General features: G+C 27.1%; 19 protein-coding genes. 14 read left to right on the top strand and 5 right to left on the bottom strand.

The window, feature by feature from the left end; genetic code table 11:
• Positions 1-133: 133 nt before the first annotated feature.
• Together IR151_RS03975 and IR151_RS03980 are read right to left on the bottom strand one after the other, a co-directional pair.
• On the bottom strand, positions 134-1753 hold the full coding sequence (locus IR151_RS03975; protein ID WP_227433222.1) for a Na/Pi cotransporter family protein: 1620 nt from the start codon (positions 1751-1753) through the stop codon (positions 134-136).
• A 313-nt stretch (positions 1754-2066) separates the two neighbouring features.
• The gene (locus IR151_RS03980; protein WP_227433223.1) at positions 2067-2807 is read right to left on the bottom strand and encodes a helix-turn-helix transcriptional regulator; all 741 of its coding nucleotides are present in this window, start codon (positions 2805-2807) and stop codon (positions 2067-2069) included.
• 148 nt (positions 2808-2955) lie between these two features.
• Here IR151_RS03980 and IR151_RS03985 point away from each other — a divergent pair, with 148 nt between their 5' ends.
• The 7 genes from IR151_RS03985 to IR151_RS04015 all read left to right on the top strand — a co-directional run bounded on the left by IR151_RS03985 (position 2956) and on the right by IR151_RS04015 (position 9405).
• The gene (locus tag IR151_RS03985) at positions 2956-3705 is read left to right on the top strand and encodes an AAA family ATPase (RefSeq protein ID WP_227433224.1); all 750 of its coding nucleotides are present in this window, start codon (positions 2956-2958) and stop codon (positions 3703-3705) included.
• 64 nt (positions 3706-3769) lie between these two features.
• Positions 3770-4666: an ABC transporter substrate-binding protein gene (locus IR151_RS03990; protein WP_227433225.1), complete on the top strand. Its 897-nt coding sequence runs from the start codon at positions 3770-3772 to the stop codon at positions 4664-4666.
• 16 nt (positions 4667-4682) lie between these two features.
• Positions 4683-5663: a FecCD family ABC transporter permease gene (locus IR151_RS03995; protein WP_227433226.1), complete on the top strand. Its 981-nt coding sequence runs from the start codon at positions 4683-4685 to the stop codon at positions 5661-5663.
• Complete coding sequence (locus IR151_RS04000; protein WP_227433227.1) at positions 5663-6457, top strand: ABC transporter ATP-binding protein; 795 nt, start codon at positions 5663-5665, stop codon at positions 6455-6457. The genes IR151_RS03995 and IR151_RS04000 overlap by 1 nt, the downstream gene beginning before the upstream one ends.
• 106 nt (positions 6458-6563) lie before the next feature.
• Positions 6564-7841, top strand: a complete 1278-nt coding sequence (locus tag IR151_RS04005) for a nitrogenase component 1 (protein ID WP_227433228.1) — start codon at positions 6564-6566, stop codon at positions 7839-7841.
• 1 nt (position 7842) lies between these two features.
• Positions 7843-9054, top strand: coding sequence for a nitrogenase component 1 (locus IR151_RS04010; protein WP_227433229.1), 1212 nt, complete (start codon positions 7843-7845; stop codon positions 9052-9054).
• Between the two features lie 159 nt (positions 9055-9213).
• Positions 9214-9405 carry a hypothetical protein gene (locus tag IR151_RS04015; RefSeq protein ID WP_227433230.1) on the top strand — a complete coding sequence of 64 codons (192 nt, stop codon included), beginning with the start codon at positions 9214-9216 and terminating at the stop codon, positions 9403-9405.
• A 96-nt stretch (positions 9406-9501) separates the two neighbouring features.
• On the opposite strand, the gene IR151_RS04020 is transcribed toward IR151_RS04015, so the two are convergent.
• Positions 9502-10314, bottom strand: a complete 813-nt coding sequence (locus IR151_RS04020) for an Mrp/NBP35 family ATP-binding protein (RefSeq protein ID WP_227433231.1) — start codon at positions 10312-10314, stop codon at positions 9502-9504.
• 440 nt (positions 10315-10754) lie between these two features.
• Here IR151_RS04020 and IR151_RS04025 point away from each other — a divergent pair, with 440 nt between their 5' ends.
• From IR151_RS04025 to IR151_RS04040, 4 genes are all read left to right on the top strand, one after another.
• Positions 10755-11906, top strand: a complete 1152-nt coding sequence (locus IR151_RS04025) for a GNAT family N-acetyltransferase (protein ID WP_227433232.1) — start codon at positions 10755-10757, stop codon at positions 11904-11906.
• A gap of 194 nt (positions 11907-12100) precedes the next feature.
• The gene (locus IR151_RS04030) at positions 12101-12739 is read left to right on the top strand and encodes a B12-binding domain-containing protein (RefSeq protein WP_227433233.1); all 639 of its coding nucleotides are present in this window, start codon (positions 12101-12103) and stop codon (positions 12737-12739) included.
• 1 nt (position 12740) lies between these two features.
• Positions 12741-13766, top strand: a complete 1026-nt coding sequence (locus IR151_RS04035; protein WP_227433234.1) for a uroporphyrinogen decarboxylase family protein — start codon at positions 12741-12743, stop codon at positions 13764-13766.
• A complete protein-coding gene (locus IR151_RS04040) occupies positions 13753-14373 on the top strand; it encodes a hypothetical protein (RefSeq protein WP_227433235.1) in 621 nt (206 codons plus the stop codon). The genes IR151_RS04035 and IR151_RS04040 overlap by 14 nt, the downstream gene beginning before the upstream one ends.
• 109 nt (positions 14374-14482) lie before the next feature.
• Here IR151_RS04040 and IR151_RS04045 read toward each other — a convergent pair whose 3' ends face one another.
• Together IR151_RS04045 and IR151_RS04050 are read right to left on the bottom strand one after the other, a co-directional pair.
• Positions 14483-15169 carry a YjjG family noncanonical pyrimidine nucleotidase gene (locus tag IR151_RS04045; protein WP_227433236.1) on the bottom strand — a complete coding sequence of 229 codons (687 nt, stop codon included), beginning with the start codon at positions 15167-15169 and terminating at the stop codon, positions 14483-14485.
• Positions 15170-15181: 12 nt separating this feature from the next.
• The gene (locus tag IR151_RS04050) at positions 15182-15727 is read right to left on the bottom strand and encodes a helix-turn-helix domain-containing protein (protein ID WP_227433237.1); all 546 of its coding nucleotides are present in this window, start codon (positions 15725-15727) and stop codon (positions 15182-15184) included.
• A 237-nt stretch (positions 15728-15964) separates the two neighbouring features.
• Here IR151_RS04050 and IR151_RS04055 point away from each other — a divergent pair, with 237 nt between their 5' ends.
• The 3 genes from IR151_RS04055 to IR151_RS04065 all read left to right on the top strand — a co-directional run bounded on the left by IR151_RS04055 (position 15965) and on the right by IR151_RS04065 (position 20612).
• Positions 15965-17212 carry a GntP family permease gene (locus IR151_RS04055; RefSeq protein WP_227433238.1) on the top strand — a complete coding sequence of 416 codons (1248 nt, stop codon included), beginning with the start codon at positions 15965-15967 and terminating at the stop codon, positions 17210-17212.
• An 83-nt stretch (positions 17213-17295) separates the two neighbouring features.
• On the top strand, positions 17296-19290 hold the full coding sequence (locus IR151_RS04060; protein WP_227433239.1) for an ATP-binding protein: 1995 nt from the start codon (positions 17296-17298) through the stop codon (positions 19288-19290).
• Positions 19287-20612: a sigma-54-dependent transcriptional regulator gene (locus IR151_RS04065; RefSeq protein WP_227433240.1), complete on the top strand. Its 1326-nt coding sequence runs from the start codon at positions 19287-19289 to the stop codon at positions 20610-20612. The genes IR151_RS04060 and IR151_RS04065 overlap by 4 nt, the downstream gene beginning before the upstream one ends.
• Positions 20613-20870 lie beyond the last annotated feature (258 nt).

The following is a 20870-nucleotide window of genomic DNA, read 5'->3' on the forward strand; positions in this document are numbered from 1 at the left end:
ATAAGAGAAAAAGAAAAATACCTATTCTAAATTTATATTAACTAAATTGAAAAAGCTATAAATAATAGAATTATTATTTATAGCTTTTTATTATATTAAGTAGTTAATTAAAATTAAATACAAATTGTAGTCATTATATTTTCTGTTTAAGTTTTAAAACTTGTTTTACTATATTTGTTGAATGGTCAGAAATTCTTTCTAAGTTAGTAAGTAAGTCAAGGTAAAGTACACCAGCATCAATTGTACAACTACCATTATTTAATCTAATCATATGAGAATTTCTAAAAGTTTTTTCTAAGTAATTTACTTCATTTTCAACTTCTAAAACTTTGTTTGCTAATTCAAAATCTTTTACATCTAAAACTACTAAAGCATCCTTAAAGTTAGTCATAGTTTTATTGTATATTTCATAGATTTCTTTTATTGCACTATCAGAAAAGTTAACATTCATTTCTTTAACAGTCATAGCCAACTCAGCTATATTTTCAGCATGGTCAGATACTCTTTCGATATCATTTACTGTATTGAAAAGTAAATCTGTTCTAAATCGTTCATCATCTCTGAGTGGTTCTTTAGAAAGTTTTAACAAGTAATTTAATATATCTTTTTGCAATTTATTAACAACTTTTTCAGACTCAAAAGTTTTCTTAATATCCTCACTACTTTTATTTAAAAAACCTGCAATTGAATGTTCTAAAGAGTTTGTAGCTTTATGGCCCATTCTAACAACTTCTTGTACAGTATTACCAAGTGCTATAGATGGAGTACTAAACATTCTTTCATCTAAGTACTTAGTATTGTTTACAATTTCTGACTCAGTTTCCTTAATAGGTATAAGTTTATTTGCTAATTTAACTATGTATTTAGAAAATGGCAATAATATTATAACATTTGTAAGATTAAATAAAGTATGTGCATTTGCTATTTGTCTAGCTGTGTCAGTTGGGTCAAAATGAGTAACTATTGCTGATATAGGTTTATTTAAGACAAGCATAAATATTATTGTACCAATTACATTAAAGCTTAAATGCATTACAGCTGCACGTCTAGCATTTCTATTTGCACCAACACTTGATAAAAGTGAAGTAACACAAGTACCAATATTATCTCCATAAAGTATAGGTAAAGCAGCTGATAGAGGAAGTATTCCTTGAGAAGCTAAAGCTATTAGCATACCCATAGAAGCACTTGAACTTTGTATGATACCAGTGATTGCAAATCCTGCTAATATACCAAGAATAGGATTTTTACTAAAATATAAGAGTGTATCAGTAAATCCCTTATACTCAGCAAGTGGAGCTACTGCATCTTTCATAAATTCCATACCTGTAAATAATATACCAAAACCAATAAGTATTTCAGCTAAGTGTTTTGTTTTTTGATTTGATGTAAATAAATAAAATACTATACCTATACCTAATGCAATTGGGGCTATTCCTTCAAGATTAAATGAAACTAATTGGGCAGTAACAGTAGTACCTATATTTGCACCCATTATTACACCAATGGCTTGACTTAGATTCATTATTCCTGCATTTACAAACCCTACAACCATTACAGTAGTAGCACTTGAACTTTGTATGATACCTGTAACAACTGTACCCACCAATACACCCATAACAACATTACTTGTTAAGAGTTCGATGATTTTCTTTAATTTGTCTCCTGCCGATTTTTGTAAACCTTCTCCCATTAAACTCATTCCATAAAGAAAAAGTCCAAGTCCACCGATAAGACTAACTGCTATATTCACGATATTTCCTCCCTTAAGAAATTAATAAATTTTTTATATGAATTATAAACTTTATTAACTAAAATTTATCGTTTCCATAATATAGAATAACAAATTTTGTCAATTTAAATATTAACGTTTTGTTAAGTATAGGTTAAGAGAATGTTAAATCTTTAAGTTGTTGTTAATTTGAGAAAACTTATATCATATAGTAATTTAAATACTTAAGGTGATATTTAGCATATTTTGGATAAAGTCAACTTAACAAAGAATTAACTGTTTTCGTCAAAATATTTATAATTAAAAAATATCATCCTTTGCAGAATGATATTTTTTAATTATAAATATTTTTATATTCAATTGGTGTAAGGTTGTTGAACTTTTTAAAAACCATACTATAATAATTTTGGCTATTGAACCCAACAAATACAGCAACATCTAAAATAGACATGTCTTCTCGAAGCAAATATTTTTTACTTTTTTCAACTCGAACCTTATTGAGAAAGTTAGTAAATGTATATCCACTTTCTTTTTTAAATAGGGAGCAAAAATAACTTTTATTAAGTTGTAAATCATTACATATATCACTTACTGTTATATCCTCTGAGTAGTTTTTATGAATATAATCGATAGTTTTTTTTACATAAAAACTAAGAGCTGGTTTGTGTTTCATTTTATCATTACATATTTCTGATAAAAGATTTGATATATAATCTACACATGATAGAGGCTTAAATGGTATATCAGAAAACTCAATATCATTATTAATGCATGATTTAAAAGGCCCTATAACAAAATAGCCACTAGAAATATCAAATTTATGTATTGGCATAATTAAAAATTGTATGTCATTGCAAAAACTTAACATTATATAGGATAAGTTTTTATTAGATATAAAATCTGTGCTTTTTATATTATTGAATATGTTTAAACTTGAAAAGTATATTTCTAGTTTATCACTGTAGCCAACACTACAAAGTTCTTTTAAATCCTTATTAATCACTTTTGTTGGGATATTACAACAGTCAAAAAAATCATTAATGATAAGTTCTATATCATCTTTAAAACATTTCAAAAAATCACCTCATCTAAATTTATACAAATATTTTTATAAAAAAACAAATATAGTTAAGAATTTAAAAAACATATCGCGTAAAATAGTTATTGCGAATGATAATTAATTTCGTTAAATAATATTATGATGTAAGAGAGGTAAAAAGTCAATGAAAAAAATAGCTATTTATGGGAAGGGAGGAATTGGAAAATCAACAACAACTTCCAATTTATCTGCATCACTTTCTCATTTAGGATATAAGGTTATGCAAATAGGATGTGACCCTAAATCAGATTCTACTAAAAATTTAATGAAAGGAAAATTTATACCAACAGTTCTCAATGTAATGAAAGAGAAGAAAGATGATTTAAAACTTGAAGACATAGTATTTGAAGGATATGGTGGAGTATTATGTATTGAAGCAGGAGGCCCAACTCCAGGAGTAGGTTGCGCTGGAAGAGGCATAATAGCGGCCTTTGAAAAATTAGAAGAATTAAAGGCATTTGAAATATATAATCCAGATGTAGTAATTTACGATGTACTTGGAGACGTTGTTTGTGGAGGATTTTCAATGCCAATAAGAAATGGATTTGCAAATGAAGTGTATATAGTAACTTCTGGAGAAATGATGTCAATGTATGCTGCTAGTAATATATCTTTAGCTGTAGAGCAATTTAAAAATAGAGGATATGCTTCTTTAAAAGGACTCATATTAAACGCTAAAAATGTTGAGAATGAAATAGAATTAGTTGAAAAATTGGCTGATGAAATAAAAAGTAAAGTTTTTCACTATATCCCAAGAAATAAAATCATGCAACAGTCTGAGAATAATGGAAGAACCGTTATAGAAGAAGATAAAGATGATGAAATGTCACAAGTATATATAGAACTTGCAAATAAGATTATGCAAAGTAACTAGATAAATATAAGATTAAAATAGAAAATACAGATTTAAAATAAAGTTTATTATGGAGGAAATTTTTATGAAATTTAAAAAGATATGTTCAGTATTTTTACTTAGTGCATTAATATTAACAGGATGCTCAAAACCATCAAATGATGAGTCTGCAAATAAGGAGTCAAATAACAACGTAAAAGTTGTTTCAGCCACAGTAGCAGCAACACAAGTACTAGATAAATTAGATGCTACTTTAGTAGGTATTCCAACGACTAAATCTGAATTGCCAGAAAAATATAAAAATCTACCAGAAGTAGGACAAGCTATGAATCCTGACTTAGAAATTGTAGCATCTCTTGAGCCAGATGTATTTATAGTTGATAGTATGTTTAAAGAAAATGTTGAGAAGAGTATGAAAGAATATAACCTAGATACATTCTATTTTGAAACTGGAACATACACAAAGTTTCTTAAAAGTATAGAAAATTTAGGTAATAAAATAAATAAACAAGATGAAGCAGAAAAACTTATAAAAGAGCTAAAAGGAGTAGAAGAATTGGTCGTAGAAAAATCAAAAAAACAGGATAAAAAACCAAGAGTAGCTATTTTATTTGGTGGTGGAAATAGTTTTATGCTAGCTACAAAGAGCTCATATCTTGGTGATTTGGTTAAAACAGTAGGTGCTGAAAATATAGCTGATAACTTAACAGATAGTGTGGATTCAGATTATATACAATTTAGCTTAGAACAAATTATAAAAGAAAATCCAGATTACATACTTAGATTTGCACATGGGAATATAGAAGAGACTAAAAAAGCATTTGATGATTCTTTTGATAAAAATCCTGCATGGGCTACATTGAATGCAGTGAAAAATGGAAAAGTTATAGATTTAGACTCAAGTATATTTAATGTATCAGCAAATATACATGTCAAAGATTCAATAAATAAACTGGGAGATATCTTATATGGAGATAAATAGATTTTAGGTGAATAATATGGATAATAAAAAAGTCTTATTGATATTTACAGGGTTGATAACTGTAATTATTTTATTAATTGTTTTTTCTACTGTAGGGAGTGTAAATTTAAGTATTGGGGAAATATTTGATGCATTGATAAATGAAAATAATACAATGGTTACTACAATAGTTTATAAAATGAGGTTGCCTAGAAATATTTTAGCAGCGTTAGTTGGTGCAAATCTAGCAGTTTCAGGATTATTGTTACAAGCTGTTATGAAAAATCCATTAGCAGACCCTGGTATAACAGGTATATCTACAGGAGCAAGTGTAGCTGCTATTATAATATTGCTTTTATTTCCACAATATACAAGTATGTTACCAATAGTTGCTTTTATAGGAGGACTCATATCTTGTGGAGTAGTATATTTGATGGCGTATAAAAATGGGCTTAGACCAGAGCGAATTATACTAGCTGGAGTCGCTGTAAACACTATATTAGGTGGTGTTATATCGTATTTATCAACTATGTATAGTGAAAGAATTCAAAGTGCAATGTTGTGGTTAAACGGAAGTTTAGCCACAAAGACTTGGTTAGATGTAAATATGCTAATATGGTATTCTGTTATAGGATTGATAGGAGCAATTTTACTTATCAGAAGTACAAATGTACTGCAACTAGGAGATGACGCAGCTACAAATCTTGGCTTCAATGTAAATAAAAGTAGGTTTCTAATCTCATTAGTAGCTATATTTTTAGCAGGTGTTTCTACCTCCATAGTTGGTGTCATCAGCTTTGTGGGTCTTATAGTACCACATATAACTCGTATGTTGCTTGGTAGTGACCATAAATATACGATACCATTTAGTATAGTACTAGGGAGTATAGTATTATTAATTGCAGATACATTAGCAAGAACAATAGGAGGCTCTATAGAGATTCCAGTAGGCGTTATTATGTCTATAATAGGGGGTCCATTCTTCTTATATTTATTAAGAAAGAGAGGCGGTTATTAATGTTCAATGTAAAAAATGTCAAAATAGGTTATGAAGATAAGATTATCATAGACAATCTGAGTGTGAGCATTAAGGAAAAAGAAGTAGTTTCTATATTAGGTCCAAATGGTTCAGGAAAATCTACGCTACTTAAATCCTTATCTAGAATTTTGAAAATTAAACAGGGTGACATATATATTGGTAAGAAAAATATGAAAGTCATGAGTAATAAAGAAATTTCGAGGAAAGTGGCATTATTAGCTCAACATAATGCCTCCTTAAAGGATATAAAAGTAAAAGATTTAATATATTATGGAAGAATACCACATAAAGGTTTTTTTGAAAGTAAAAATAAAAATGATGAAGAGATAGTAAATTGGGCAATGAGAAATACAGGTCTTGAAGCATATAAAGATAAATTGGTAAGTAATTTATCTGGAGGAGAAAGACAAAGAGTATGGTTAGCGATGGCACTTTGTCAAAAGCCAGATATACTTTTATTAGATGAACCTACAACATATTTAGATATATCTCATCAATTAGAACTAATGGAACTTGTAAAAGATATAAATAAAAAATTTGGAATGACTATAATTATGGTTCTACATGATATAAATCAAGCGAGCAAATACAGTGACAGACTTATTATTATGAATAATGGTGCTATAGTAGCGGATGGCCATCCTAATAACGTAATAAGTGAAGAAATAATAAAAGATGTTTATAAGGTAAAATGTGATATAGATATAGATCCAATTAGCAAAAAGCCTAGGATTCATCCAATAATGTTATGTAGAAGAACTAGTAGTATATAAAGTTTTAACATTTGAAATGACCACAGTTTAAAAATATAAAAAGTAATATAAGTGTAACTTTAAATTTATAAAGTTGTATAAGTAATAGGATTGGAAAGGAAAAAATATGTATACTTTAAATGTATTAAATAGATTAAAAGATATAGCATATGATAAAGATATAAAATCTTTATCATATGCTGTGTTTCCAGGGACTCATTGTCCATTGTTTGGAGTTGTATTAACTGCATCATATATAAAAAACATGGCTCTTGTGATAGTAGGAACAAATGAATGTACTTATTATAGTAAAAACTTTGCATATCATAGACAGTCTGGTCAAGATAGTGTTTATTCAGTAGTTCTAAAAGATAAAGATATAGTTTTTGGTGCAGAAAAAAAAGTAATAGAAGCTGTAAAGTATATTTCAGAAGTTGAAAAGTTTGATGCAATAATGATAGTAACTACATGTGTACCAGAGTTAATAGGTGAGGATTATAATGCTTTATCTGAGGAATTGGAAGAACTGATAGGTATCCCTGTTTTAGCAGTTAATACCGAACATTATACTTGTAATTCTCATATAATTGGAATGACTAGAGCTTTAAAGAGTTTATCATCAGTTATGGAGAATCATACAAATAAAAAAGGTGTTAATATTTTAGGGCATAGACAAGAGAATGTAGAAGATACAGAGCTTGTAAAGTTACTTTTTAAAGAAGGCGTAAAAATAAATTGTGTAATACCATCTAAATGTACTATAAGAGATATAAAAAGTGCATCTAGTGCTAAATTAAATATAGTAACAGACATGATAGCATTGGATTTAGCTGAAGATATGAAAAATAAATTTGGAATAGAATACATATATTTTGATAAAAACATGAAAGAGTCAATTATAATGGAAAACTATAATAAACTTTGTAACATTTTAGATATAGATGTACAAGATGAATTATTAGAACAAAGACAAAAATACAATTTGTTATTGAATAAATGTAGACTTCTAATGGAAGGTAAAAAGCTAATTTATGGGAATACACCAATGATGGCGTTTGAAACAGTGGATTTCTTAACAGAATTAGGGTTAGTGCCAGAATTTATACAAGTGCGTGAACTATATGAACAAGATGGTTTATTTAAAGACAACATAATAAAAAAAGGACACAATCCATATATAAGCAGAATTGCGAATATAGCTCCACTTAGAAGTTTGTATGATACTATAAATGCAGATATTTATATAGGCCATGAAAATCCAATGTTATTAAAAGAAAAAGGACTTATGCAAATAACGTTAGACGAACATGCACAAAAAATAGGGTTTGAGCTTCCAATAGGCATAATGGAAACTTTAATTAAATTGTTTGATGTGGAGAAAGTTACAAGAAAGGAAGTGATTTAATATGGAAGTATATAAATATTTTCCAAATCCTTCTGATAGAATGGGAATAATATTTACAGTATCATCAATAAGTGAAGCCTGTGTCATAGAATTTGGCCCATCAGGAACAACTCACTATGCGATAGAAGCAATTGGAAGTTTAAATGGAGAAGACAAAGCAAAGATTTATTCAACTCATATGAGTGAAAGTGATGTTACGTTTGGAAATTATGATAGATTAGAAAAGGCTATAATTGAAATAGATAATAATATTAACCCAAAATATATATTTGTAATGGCTTCATCTGTATCTTCTATTATAGGTGTGGATATAGTAGGAATTTGCAATATCATAAGTGATTCTGTAAACTGTAAGTTAATCCCAATTACAACAGGTGGATTAAGAGAAGATTATAATCAAGGAGTTGAAGATTTTCTTTATATATTAGCAAAGGATGTAGTAAAAGAGAGCAATGAAAAAATTGATAGTTTTAATATAATTGGATGTAATATAGACCAATATAACTTTTTATCAGATTGTGAAGAAATTAAAAGGATGATAAAGACTTTTTTCAAAAAAGAAGTAAATGTAACCTTTACATCATACACATCAATAGATGAAATAGAAAATGCATCTAAATCTAGTTTAAATATAGTACTTAGGAAAGAAGGTATTAAAGCAGCAACTTTTATGAAGGATAAGTACAATATACCTTATGTGTATAAAAAGCCTTATGGAATAAAAAATACTGAAGAATTTATTAAAGACATACAAAAAGTAACTATGTGGGATTTGGATAAAAGTGCTTATGAAGCTGAAGTATCTAACATAAAAAGACAAGTATTTAATATAAAAAGGAAGTTTTATTTTTATAAGGAAAGCAAAAAATGTGCTGTATTTGGAGATTATGACACTGCTTTAGGATTTAAAGATTTATTGAATGAATTAGGTCTTGAAGTTGATAGAGTTAATATATTGCATAATACAGATTGTAATGACGAATCTGTATATATTGGAAATAATGAGTTAGAAAGAAATAAATATTTAAAAGAAAATGAGTTATTGGTTTTATTTGGAGATGGTACTAGTATTGATATGAGTCACAATTCAAAGTTAGATATACAGATAAGTAATCCAAACCTAAAAAGTGTAAATATATATCCATATACACCATTTATTGGATTAAGAGGAGTGCTTTACATAATTGAAAGAATACTTAATATATCACTATAAGATAGATTTATTAAAAGGTTAATACATATTTTCTCACAATAATTTATGAATTCTGTTAGGATTTGTAAGATATGGGATATAATATAAATAAGTAAATTTTATAAATAGATAATTTACTTGCTTTATTTTAATTATGTTGGAGAAGTGGGGGAATAGGTTATGGAAAGACTAATGGAGCTTTTAGAAAGAAAATTTTTAAAAGATGTAGAACTCTTAGAATTGGAAGATATAGAAAATGTAGTAGAGTGTAAAATGACACAGCCATACAATGCTCACTATAATGAATACTTAGTAAAAGTGAAAAATGGAGATATAATAGAAGAATATTTTGTGTATTTAAAACATAGATAGATGTAAAAGAGGTGTGTATTTTATTTGTAATATTACAAAATAAATACACACCTCTTTTAGTATTAGAGTGTAAAACTATAAAATTTTAATTTATATCTATTTTATAGTTTCAACAATATCAGTTAATATTGAGTCTAAATCATTGCTAATGTCTGTAACACCATTATGAGTAATATCTATGATTTCTTTAGTCATAGGAAGTTCACCTAGAAGTTTTAAATCTAAATCATTTAAAAACTTTTCAGTAGATTCACCATCAAATAGTTTGATTTTTTTAGAACAATCAGGACATTGAATATAACTCATATTTTCAATAACTCCAAGAACATTTATGTTCATTTTTTTAGCCATATTAACAGCTTTTGATACAATCATAGATACCAAATCTTGAGGAACTGAAACCATAACTATTCCACTTATAGGTATAGATTGCATAACTGTTAATGCAACATCTCCAGTGCCTGGGGGCATGTCTATAAGTAAATAGTCTAGTTCTTCCCAAAGTACATCAGTATAAAATTGTTTTACAACTCCTCCAACTAGAGGTCCTCTCCAAACAACAGGTTCATTTTCGTCATCTATCATAAGATTTATAGACATTACTTTTATGTTATTTGAATTTTCTACAGGATAAATATAAGAACCATCAGAATAAGCTTTTACATTTTTTAGACCCATAAGTCTAGGAATACTTGGTCCTGTTATATCAGAGTCTAATATACCAACTTTATATCCCATTTTATTTAGTTTATTAGCAAGTAAAGCAGTTACAGTCGATTTACCAACTCCACCTTTCCCACTCATAACACCAATTATTTTTCCAAATTTATTGTTAGGGTTATTTTCAATAGAACAATTTGATTGACTATTACAATTTCCCTTTGATGGACATGAATTACAATCTGCCATATCTATTACCTCCAATGTTTAGTATTTATTAGATTATTTGTAACCTACATATACTATTTTAGTACAATTAAACAATAAAGTCATTATTTAAAAGGAACTTAGAATATTTTCTATTAATCAAATAGTAATTTATTATAAAAAAAAGAAGGTAATAAAAAAATATAACCTTCTCAATAAAATGGTTGTTTCAATTGACCTATAGAGTTTAATCATATAAACATATAGGAAATATTTCAATATATTATACATAAATGGTCATTTTATAAGTATAACTGGGAATTATATATATTTTTTATAGAAGTTTGTTGAAAAACAATTAAAAATCATGAAGAAAAAAGATATAATTAGAAATGTAGTGATAAATTTAAAAATGTGGTAATAAATATTTTACTAAAAATGATAGCATTGAAATATTTTAAATAACATCAGGAGGTATATAGATGGAAATAAAACCAAGAAGTGCAAAAGTAGAAGAGTTTGATAAAGTAACAGGATTAATAAACTATGTGTTTAGAATATCAAGAAACTATAAGCCAACTATGGTGGAAGAGTTTCCCCTTTTATTGAATAAAGATAACATAGAAAATATGATTATAATATCAGAAAATGAAAAAGTAGTTTCAGATGTAAACTATTTGGTACAAGATGTATCTATTCAAGGAAATAAACTAAAGGTTGCAGCTATAGGTGGAGTATGCACACATCCAGATTATGAGAAGAAGGGATATTCATCTAAAATACTAGATAAAGCAGAAGAAAAAATGTTTTCTGATGGTGTAGATGTTTTAATTATTTCAGGGACAAGAAGTTTATATAGTAGAAGAAACTGTAGTGTAGTGAAGAGTTTCTATAAATATACAATAAAGCCAGAAAATATTGAAATACCATATGAAATAGTTGAATTTGATGAAACTAATTTTGAAAAAGATGCTGATTTAGATAAAATGATTGAATTATATAATCAAAATAGTACTAGATTTATAAGAACGAGAGATGAATTTAAAAAATTATTACATGCAGCTACTATTGCTTGGGGGCCAATTGATTATAAGAAAGTATTTATAAAAGAAAATAGTAACATAATAGGATATTTAATAATAAGAACAATAAAAAAAGAAGGTTCTATTATAGGAGAAGTAGTTGAAATAGGAGTGAATAATATAAATGTTGAAAATATATTAAAATATGTTACGAATAAATTTGGTTTAGAGTATTTAGACTATAAGGTACATGTAAGAAATCTAAAGGACCAATTAGGATGTAATGAACTAAAGTCTTTAGATTATCAACAAGGAACAATTAAAATAATAAATTACAGTAAATTATGTGATAATTTAAAAGGTTATTTTAATCAATATGTAGATTCTGAACTATTAGAGCATATTGAGTTTAAACAAGTTGAAAATAAATATATCATCAAATATAAGGAAGAGGAGCTTATGATAGAAAGTTTAGATAAACTTAACAAGCTATTTTTCGAAAGAAATGAAGAACAATACAATGAATTTAAACATTTAAAAAAAATATATGAATTTACTACAAAAGTATTTCCTATAGATTTTCCATGGACTGCAAATTTAAACTACCAATAATTATTATACTTTTTGCCTAAGATTTAAAAGAAATGTTCTTAGAGATGGCTTAAAGAAGTTGATTCAATTAGCTAATCAAAGAAGAGATTACCTACATCAAGTAACTTGAGTATAAAGTTATTTGGTATGGAAGATTAGTTCAATGAGTGTTGGAAAAGTACTTTTATGAAGGAATTTGAAAGGATGAGTATTATATGGACATACTTGAAAAAATAGCAGAATGTATATTAAATATGGGTGTAAATAATATAGAAGAGTTGGTAAAAGACGCTATAGAGGAAAATATTAATGTAGAGGATATATATGAATATGGGTTAAACAAGGGTATGATAGGTGCTTTAGATAAGTTTGAGAATAAAGAATACTATCTTTCAGAAGTGATAGTATGTACAGATGCATTAAACAAAGGTATTAGCATCTTAAAGGGCACTGGAAAGATAAAGAAAAAATCAAAGGGAGTAATTTTAATGTCTGTAGTAGAAGGTGACACCCACGAGATTGGAAAAAATATTGTAAAAGTAATGGTTGAAGCTACTGGATATAAAGTAATTGATTTAGGTGTAAATAGAAAAAGCGAAGATATAATAGAAGAAGCTATAAAAAACAATGTAGATATAATAGGTTTATCTTCAATGATGACAACGACAATGGAAAACATGAAATCAGTAATAAATAAGCTTAATAGACTTAATTTAAGTAAAAGGCCAAAGGTAATAATTGGTGGAGGTCCTGTAAGTATGGATTTTGCAGAAGAGATAGGTGCAGATGGATATAGTCCAAATGCTCCAAAAGCAGTTAAATTAATAGACAAACTTATAGGAGGAGAAATTTAGAATGTTTTCAGATATGACTTTATTGCAATATATAAATAGTGAAGATAGAGGATTTTTCCTGCCTGATATGGGTACAAATGGTTTATTTTTAATAAATAAAAAAGCATATGAAGTATATGATAGTGTAGATTTACAATTGGAATTAGCAAGAACTATGGACAAATATTTTGAATCAGATTTTATATATTCATTTTGTGATGGAATTACATTTTGTGAGACTCTGGGCTTAGAGACACTAAGACCAGATTACGATTTTCCAAGTGTATTGACACATACAATAACAGATAGTGAAAAGTTAAGAAAATTAGATGTACCAGACCCTTATACAAGTGGACGTATGCCACTCAATCTAGAAAGCTTGTCACTAATATCAAAAACCATAAAAAAACCATTGTATGAATCAATACAAGGTCCATTTACTCTTGCAGGTCAATTAGCTGGGGCTACACAACTTTTAAGGTGTATAATAACTGATAAAAAATTTGTGGAGGAGTTATTAGAATTCACTACTGAGTTAGTAAGGCGATATGCTGTGGCTGCAAATAAAGCAGGTGCAAAATATATTTCAATAGCAGAGCCAACATCAGTAACTTTAAACAAAGCTAGATTTGATGAATATATAGTAAAAAATTTAAATAAGATATATGATGAACTTGATTGTTGGAAAGGTATGCATATATGTGGAGACACAAGAGAGTTGTTAGATAATATGTTGAGTTGCAATATAGATGCAGTAAGTTTAGACCAAATTCTAGACTATGAAGAGATTGCACCAAGAATTCCAAAAGATATAGTTTTAATTGGAAATTTAGACCCAATAAAACTTCTTGGACGTTCTACACCTGATAAAATCACAAAGGAAACACTAAAGTTGTTAAAAAAGATGAGAAAGTATGATAATTTCCTATGCGATTTTGGTTGTAACTGTTTAAATACAACACCAGTAGAAAATTTACAAGCAGCCATAAAAGCAGGCAGAATTAGTTATAAAGAATTAGATAGGATTGATATGAATGAGTTGGAATAACAGTAAAAATATGCCTTATTTAGAATTTATAGATTTAGAAAATATTTATATAAATAAAGCTACAGTGCTAAAGTTTTTGGGATATTCTAATAGAAAAGTTCCAGAAATGATTAATGAAATAGTTGAAGAAGAAATAAAAAGTATAAAAAGCATATTGAATATTAAAGTTTATATAAGTGAAATTGATACTGATAAAATGCCTAAAGAGTGTAAAAAGGCATTTGCTATTTTATATACTATAGGAGATAAAATTGATATTAAGATGAACGACTACATGAAAAATTGTAATATGATGGCAGGTCTAGCACTAGACAAAATAGGTGTAGTATGTTTAGATTACATTAATGAAAAAATAAAAATGTATTTAAAGGAAACCTATAGTAATCTCAATATATCATACGAGATATATCCAGGAGATAAAGATTTTAAAGTTGAAAATCAAAAAGACATTTATGAATATATAAAAAATAAATACAATAATTTGGAAATAAAAATCAATGATTATCATCAATTGGCTCCTATAAAAAGTGTCGCGATGCTCATATTAATGGGTGATAAGGAAAATACTGAATCAAGATGCAGTAAATGTATTAGAAAGTGTTTTTAGAAATTTTTACAAGATTAAAGTTGATATTGGCAAGTTGCAATAATTTTTTTAGCTTAAAGATACGCTAGCTAAAAAAATTATTGCAAAATAATAAGATTCTACTTATAAATTATAATAAATTTTTTAATTCAATGAGAGTGTTTATTTCATAAGTTGGTATAGAACTAGTATAATTTATACTGTTATTGGAGTTTAACCAACAAGTATCTATTCCTGAATTTATTCCTCCTAATATATCTGAAGTTAAACTATCACCAATCATCAAAGCCGAAGTTTTATCATAACACTTAAACTTTTTAAATGCATATTTAAATATTTCTGGATTCGGTTTTGATACTTTTACTTCTTCTGATACAATCATTCCATCAATATATTTTTTTATTTCTGAGTTTTTAAGCCTATTATTTTGGACTTTAGAAATTCCGTTTGTTATTATGATAATTTTATATTTACTTTTAAGGTATGGCAATACATCAAGTGTACCTGGCATTAAAAAAGTACATTCTGACAAAAGATTTAAGTACATTTTACTAAGAATTATAGGGTCAACATTTAATTTCATTTCCTTTGCAAAAAGTTCAAATCTAAGTAGCTTAAGCTCATCTAAAGTTATAGTGTTTTTTTCAAGGTCAAGCCAAAGCTTATCACTTATATTTCTATATATTTTTATACATTTTTCAAAGTTAAAATCCAATCCAAATTTAGATAAAAGTTTCTTGAAAGCATAAGATTCACTCTTTTTAAAATCAAATAAAGTATCATCTGCATCAAAAAATATAAATTTATATCTCTTCATAAGGTATACCCTTTATAGTATAACTGCAAAAACTACTTTACTTTCACTATTAGAATCATTTTGCCATTTGTGCTTTGTTCCTAGAGGAATCTTAACACTATCACCTTTGAATAGAGTAAATTCATCATCATCCATAAATAGTTTGACTTCTCCTTCTAAAATGTATGCAATTTCATCTCCATTATGAGTAATTCTATCAACACAAGAAGATGTATTTGGAGCCAAATCCATAATAGCAAATTCTAAGTTACCACTAGAATCTGGAATTAAAACTTCATATACAACATCATTACTTCCAGGTAAAATAACTTTCTTTCTACTATCGCGTCTCACTATTAAACTTTTTTTATCTACTTCAGATACAAAAAATGTAAATAGAGGAACATTTAGAGAAGAGGCTATAGATTTTAATGAGTTTACAGATGGATTAGCAAGACCTCGTTCTATTTGACTCAATAATGATGGTGTAACATCTGCTAGTTTTGCTAAATCTCGAATACTTAGATTTTGTTTTTTTCGAACTTCAGCTATTTTTTCTCCTAAATTTAAATCATTCATATAAATATCCTCTCTTTTTCGTTTTAAAAATATTACTTTAAAATAACCTAAATAAAAAGATTATATAGTATGAAATCATTATAACATATAAGATATAATTTTGAATAAATAATGTTAAATCTAATTGAATAAATTAAAATATAATTGACAAGTGGATACAGAATACTTAAAATATATTTAAATAAAATTAAATTAAGTAAAAAATAATTAACTTACTTTAAGATAGGAGGGAATAGTGTGCAAATAACAACTTTTGGAGCTATATTTGGCTTATTAGTAGCAATTATTTTAATTATAAAGAAATTTCAAGCTGTATATAGTTTAATGTTAGGGGCATTTGTTGGGGGAATAATTGGAGGAGCGAGTATAACAGAAACTGTAGATTTTATGGCAACTGGAGCTATGAATATCTCACCATCAATTCTTAGAGCTTTAGCATCAGGTGTATTGGCTGGAAGTCTAATAAAAACAGGAGCAGTTGATAAAATATCAGAACAAATCGTAAAGATATTAGGAGAAAAGAGAGCCTTACTTTCTATAGCTGCTTCAACAATGGTACTTGCAGGAGTAGGTGTAAATTTGGATGTATCTGTAATAACTGTAGCACCAATAGGCTTATACATAGGAAGAAAATTAAACTACTCTAAATTAGCAATACTTTTAGCTATGTTAGGTGGAGGTAAAGCAGGTAATATAATATCACCAAATCCAAATACCATTGCGGTAGCAGGAAATTTTTCTGTAAATCTATCTAGTGTTATGATAGCAAACGTAATTCCAGCAATTGTTGGTATTGTGATTACAGTTGTTTTGGCAAGTTTATTAATAAATAAAGGAAACAAGGTGGAATCATATGAACTCTTGGAGCAAAGAGAGGACTTACCAAGTTTGTTTAAGTCATTCTGTGGTCCAATTGTAGCTATATTTTTATTGTTTTTAGGAAATATATCACCTATAGTAATAGACCCTATGGTTGCACTTCCTATAGGAGGAGTAGCGACCTTAATAGCTACAGGAAATTTGAAGAATACAAGAGAGTATTTATCTTTTGGATTATCTAAGATGCAAGGTGTATGCATATTATTACTCGGAACAGGGACTATTGCAGGTATTATACAAATGTCTGAATTACAACAGAGTACAATAGGTATACTACAATATTTAAATATGTCACAATTTTTATTAGCACCAATTTCAGGTATACTTATGTCACTGGCAACAGCATCATCAACAGCTGGAGCTACTATAGCATCATCAACTTTTTCTGATGCTATATTAAGTGGTGGATTATCGCCAATTTCAGGTGCATCAATTGTTAATGCAGGTTCTAGTGTATTTGAACAATTACCACATGGTTCATTATTTCATACTAGTGCAGGTAGTATAAATATGGATATAGGTGAAAGATTTAAATTGATTCCGTATGAAGCACTAATAGGAATAGTAATGACTATAGTTTCAACATCTATACAATTAATCTTATAATAAATATAAATATTTAATGAAAAAAGTAGGATTTTGTTATTAAATATTGAATTTATATAAAAAAGAAAGATTGGAGTTTTAAGGTGAATAAAAAAAAGATAGTAATTATAGGGATTATTTATTCATTTTTAGTTGTAGTTTTACTCGCAAATATGTATGTAGGTATGGAGTATAATTTGAATATATTTGAATATGTTAAGAAATCACTTCCATTTACAGAAGAGGAAAAACAATGGCTAAAAAAACATGAAAATTTAGTTTATAGTTCTGACCAGAGCTCTCCTCCTCTTAGATATAAAGGTCAAGAAGATGGTCAATACAAAGGAATTGTTGTTGATTTAATTAATTCCCTATCAATCCAAATAGGGAGAGATTTCTATTTTAAACCAAATACATGGTGGAAAGAATCCTTTGTAAATCCAGTGGATGATAGTATAAGATTTTTTGACTTAATTCCATCAAAAGAAAGAGCAAATAAGTTTGTATTTACTGACCCAATTTATACGTTAAGCGCAAATATATTGAAAGATAAAAAATCACAGAATATAAATAGTTATAGAGATTTAAAAGGAAAAACAATAGCAATACCAGAGGGTGACTATTCTATAAACTTTTTGAAACAAAGAGTTGATAATATAGATATTGTGTTGACTCCAGATATAAAGACTGGAGTCAATTATTTAATGTCAGGTAAAGTAGATGTAGTTGTTGGTGATGAACCAGTACTACAATACTATGTAATAAACTATGAACTTTCAGATAAATATAGTATTTTAAATACTCCTATTTATACCAAAAAGGCAGTTCTCGCTGTTCCTAAACAATATGAAGAATTAGTTGGTATTTTAAATAAGGGAATTTTTAAACTTCAGAAAAATGGTGTATATAAAGATTTAAATAAAAAATGGTATTCTATATATAATGAAGTTGATGATGTATTATATGATAGAGGAGTCATACCAATCATTTATATTTTTATAGGCATAATTTTGATATCTATTTATATTTTTTATAGTTATACATATTTATTAAAAATAGAAATAAAAAGGAAAACAGAAGAAGTAATAGAAAATAAGAAGGCTTTAGAGGCTACATTTAATAGTATCACAGACATAATAATGCTTATAGATGACAATTACAATATAGTTGAATCAAATAAAGTATTCTATGATTTTATCAATGAGACACAATATAAAAAAGAAGAATTAATTGATATAATAAAAAATATTATTGAGAATACATTTTCTGAAAATACACATGAAACAAGTGAAATAGAATTGAGTAATAAAATTTTGAAAATAAGTACTTTCCCTGTAGAATATAAAAAAAATAATGTTGAATATATAGTAGCTTTAATTAAAGACATAACTAATGATAAAATAATAGAAGCAAAGTTGTTGAGAGATAATAAAATGATATCTATAGGGCAACTAGCTTCTGGAGTAGCACATGAGATAAGAAACCCTCTAGGAATAATAAGAAATAATTGTTATCTTTTAAAAGATAATGTCACTATAGAAGAGGTAAATGATTGTGTAAAATCAATAGAAAGTAATGTAGATAGAGCAAGTAATATAATAACGAACTTATTAAATTTTGCAAGAATATCAGATGATAGTTTAGAAAATATAAATATAAGAAATTTTATTGAAAATATAGTCAAGCTTCAGTATAAAGTTTTACAGTTAAAAGATGTTGAAATAAATATAAACTGCAATAAGGATTTAGTGTGTTACATAAATGGAGAGTCTTTAAAACATGTATTTATAAATTTAATATCTAATTCAGTAGATGCAGTACATAAAGGCGGTAAAATTATTATAAATTGCTATGTGAAAGAGCGCTGTTTATTTATAGATTTTAAAGACAATGGTGATGGTATAAAAGAAAACGTTTTAAAGGATATATTTAATCCTTTTTATACTACAAAGCCGATTGGTGAAGGAACTGGATTAGGATTGTATATTACATATAATGAGATTAAAAAGAATAACGGAGATATAAGTGTCAAAAGTCAATTGGGAGTTGGTACTTGTTTTTATATAAAAATTCCACTAAATAAAGAGGTGACTATATGATGAAGATACTAGTAGTTGATGATGAATTAGAGTATGGGACAATAATGAAAAAAATTTTGCAAAAGAATGGATATGTGGTAGATATAGCACTAAGTGGAGAAGAAGCTGTGAGTATTATCAAAAAAAATAAAAATTATGATTTGATTTTGTCTGATGTTATGATGAAAAACATGGATGGAGTACAACTTTTAGATAAAATTAAATCTATTAATAAAAATATAGAAGTTATATTAGTTACTGGATATGGAAGTATTGAAAATGCAGTTGAAGCCATGAAAAGAGGAGCTTTATCTTATTTTATAAAAAGCAATCCTATTGAAACTTTATTAGAAGAAATTGAGAAAGTAAAAACAGAAAAAGAAGTAGTTTGTACACAAAAAAATAATTTGGACTTTACTTTAGAATCTAAAAATAAGGATTTTAATAATATAATAAAAATCGCAGAAAAGGCTGCTTGTAAAGATGTAAATATACTAATTCTTGGAGAATCTGGTGTAGGAAAAGATGTTTTAGCTAGATATATACATAGTCTAAGTCCAAGAAGAGATGAAATATTTGTACCTGTAAACTGTTGTTCTTTTTCTGAAAACTTATTAGAATCTGAGTTATTTGGACATGAAAAAGGTTCTTTTACTGGAGCAGTAGATAATAGAAAAGGCAGATTTGAACTTTCAAATAAGGGCACTTTATTTTTAGATGAAATAGGAGATATACCTCTAAATGTACAAGTAAAATTGTTAAGGACACTTGAAGATAAATCTATAGAGAGAATAGGAAGCAACAAGTCTATTAAAGTTGATTTTAGATTAATTTGTGCAATGAATAAAGAACCTAAAATAGAAATACTAAATGGTAATATAAGAGAAGATTTTTTTTATAGAATAAGTACAATAACAATAACTATACCACCTTTAAGAAATAGAAGAGAGGATTTAAATACACTTATAGACTTTTTCTTAAATAAATACCAGATTGAACATGATAAAAAAATATCCTCAATTGATAAAGAAGTAGTTGATTTTTTAATAAATTATGATTATCCAGGTAATATAAGAGAATTAAAAAATATAATCAATAGATTAGTAGTTTTAAGTGAAGGAAGTAAGTTATCAAAAGATAATTTAAACTTAATATCAAACAATACAAACATAGATGATAAAATAAGTATTAGACCTCTAAGAGAAATAAGAAAAGAATTTGAGTGTGAATATATTGAAAAGGTTCTATCTCTATGTGGAAATAATATTTCAAATACAGCAAAAAAATTGGAGATTAGCAGAAGACAATTAACTAATAAAATATCAGAGTACAATATTAAGTGAGAAAAAAACTTCTCATATACTGAGCAAAAAATTTCTCACAATTATTAAAAGATAAGTAGAAAAATTCTACTTATTTTTTTTATTATAATTTTAAAATTTAAGACTTACAATAATTATAGGTAAATTCAATGTTTATATAAGTAAAAAATGAAAATATCTATGGCATTAACATAAAAAAGCTATATTTTAAATAATTGGCATATAAAATGCTTTATATATAAATAAACGTAATAATAGATATTTTTAATTGCGATTAAA

Source organism: Clostridioides sp. ES-S-0006-03 (genome assembly GCF_020662275.1).
Lineage (GTDB): Bacteria > Bacillota > Clostridia > Peptostreptococcales > Peptostreptococcaceae > Clostridioides.

Excerpts from the sequence above, each read along its gene's own strand:
- IR151_RS04040 (WP_227433235.1), top strand. The coding sequence starts at position 13,753 with ATGAGTTGGAATAACAGTAAAAATATGCCTTATTTAGAATTTATAGAT.
- IR151_RS04035 (WP_227433234.1), top strand. The coding sequence starts at position 12,741 with ATGTTTTCAGATATGACTTTATTGCAATATATAAATAGTGAAGATAGA.
- IR151_RS04065 (WP_227433240.1), top strand. The coding sequence starts at position 19,287 with ATGATGAAGATACTAGTAGTTGATGATGAATTAGAGTATGGGACAATA.
- IR151_RS04005 (WP_227433228.1), top strand. The coding sequence starts at position 6,564 with ATGTATACTTTAAATGTATTAAATAGATTAAAAGATATAGCATATGAT.
- IR151_RS03990 (WP_227433225.1), top strand. The coding sequence starts at position 3,770 with ATGAAATTTAAAAAGATATGTTCAGTATTTTTACTTAGTGCATTAATA.
- IR151_RS03995 (WP_227433226.1), top strand. The coding sequence starts at position 4,683 with ATGGATAATAAAAAAGTCTTATTGATATTTACAGGGTTGATAACTGTA.
- IR151_RS04030 (WP_227433233.1), top strand. The coding sequence starts at position 12,101 with ATGGACATACTTGAAAAAATAGCAGAATGTATATTAAATATGGGTGTA.
- IR151_RS04020 (WP_227433231.1), bottom strand. The coding sequence starts at position 10,314 with ATGGCAGATTGTAATTCATGTCCATCAAAGGGAAATTGTAATAGTCAA.
- IR151_RS04010 (WP_227433229.1), top strand. The coding sequence starts at position 7,843 with ATGGAAGTATATAAATATTTTCCAAATCCTTCTGATAGAATGGGAATA.
- IR151_RS03985 (WP_227433224.1), top strand. The coding sequence starts at position 2,956 with ATGAAAAAAATAGCTATTTATGGGAAGGGAGGAATTGGAAAATCAACA.
- IR151_RS04045 (WP_227433236.1), bottom strand. The coding sequence starts at position 15,169 with ATGAAGAGATATAAATTTATATTTTTTGATGCAGATGATACTTTATTT.
- IR151_RS04050 (WP_227433237.1), bottom strand. The coding sequence starts at position 15,727 with ATGAATGATTTAAATTTAGGAGAAAAAATAGCTGAAGTTCGAAAAAAA.
- IR151_RS04015 (WP_227433230.1), top strand. The coding sequence starts at position 9,214 with ATGGAAAGACTAATGGAGCTTTTAGAAAGAAAATTTTTAAAAGATGTA.
- IR151_RS04000 (WP_227433227.1), top strand. The coding sequence starts at position 5,663 with ATGTTCAATGTAAAAAATGTCAAAATAGGTTATGAAGATAAGATTATC.
- IR151_RS04025 (WP_227433232.1), top strand. The coding sequence starts at position 10,755 with ATGGAAATAAAACCAAGAAGTGCAAAAGTAGAAGAGTTTGATAAAGTA.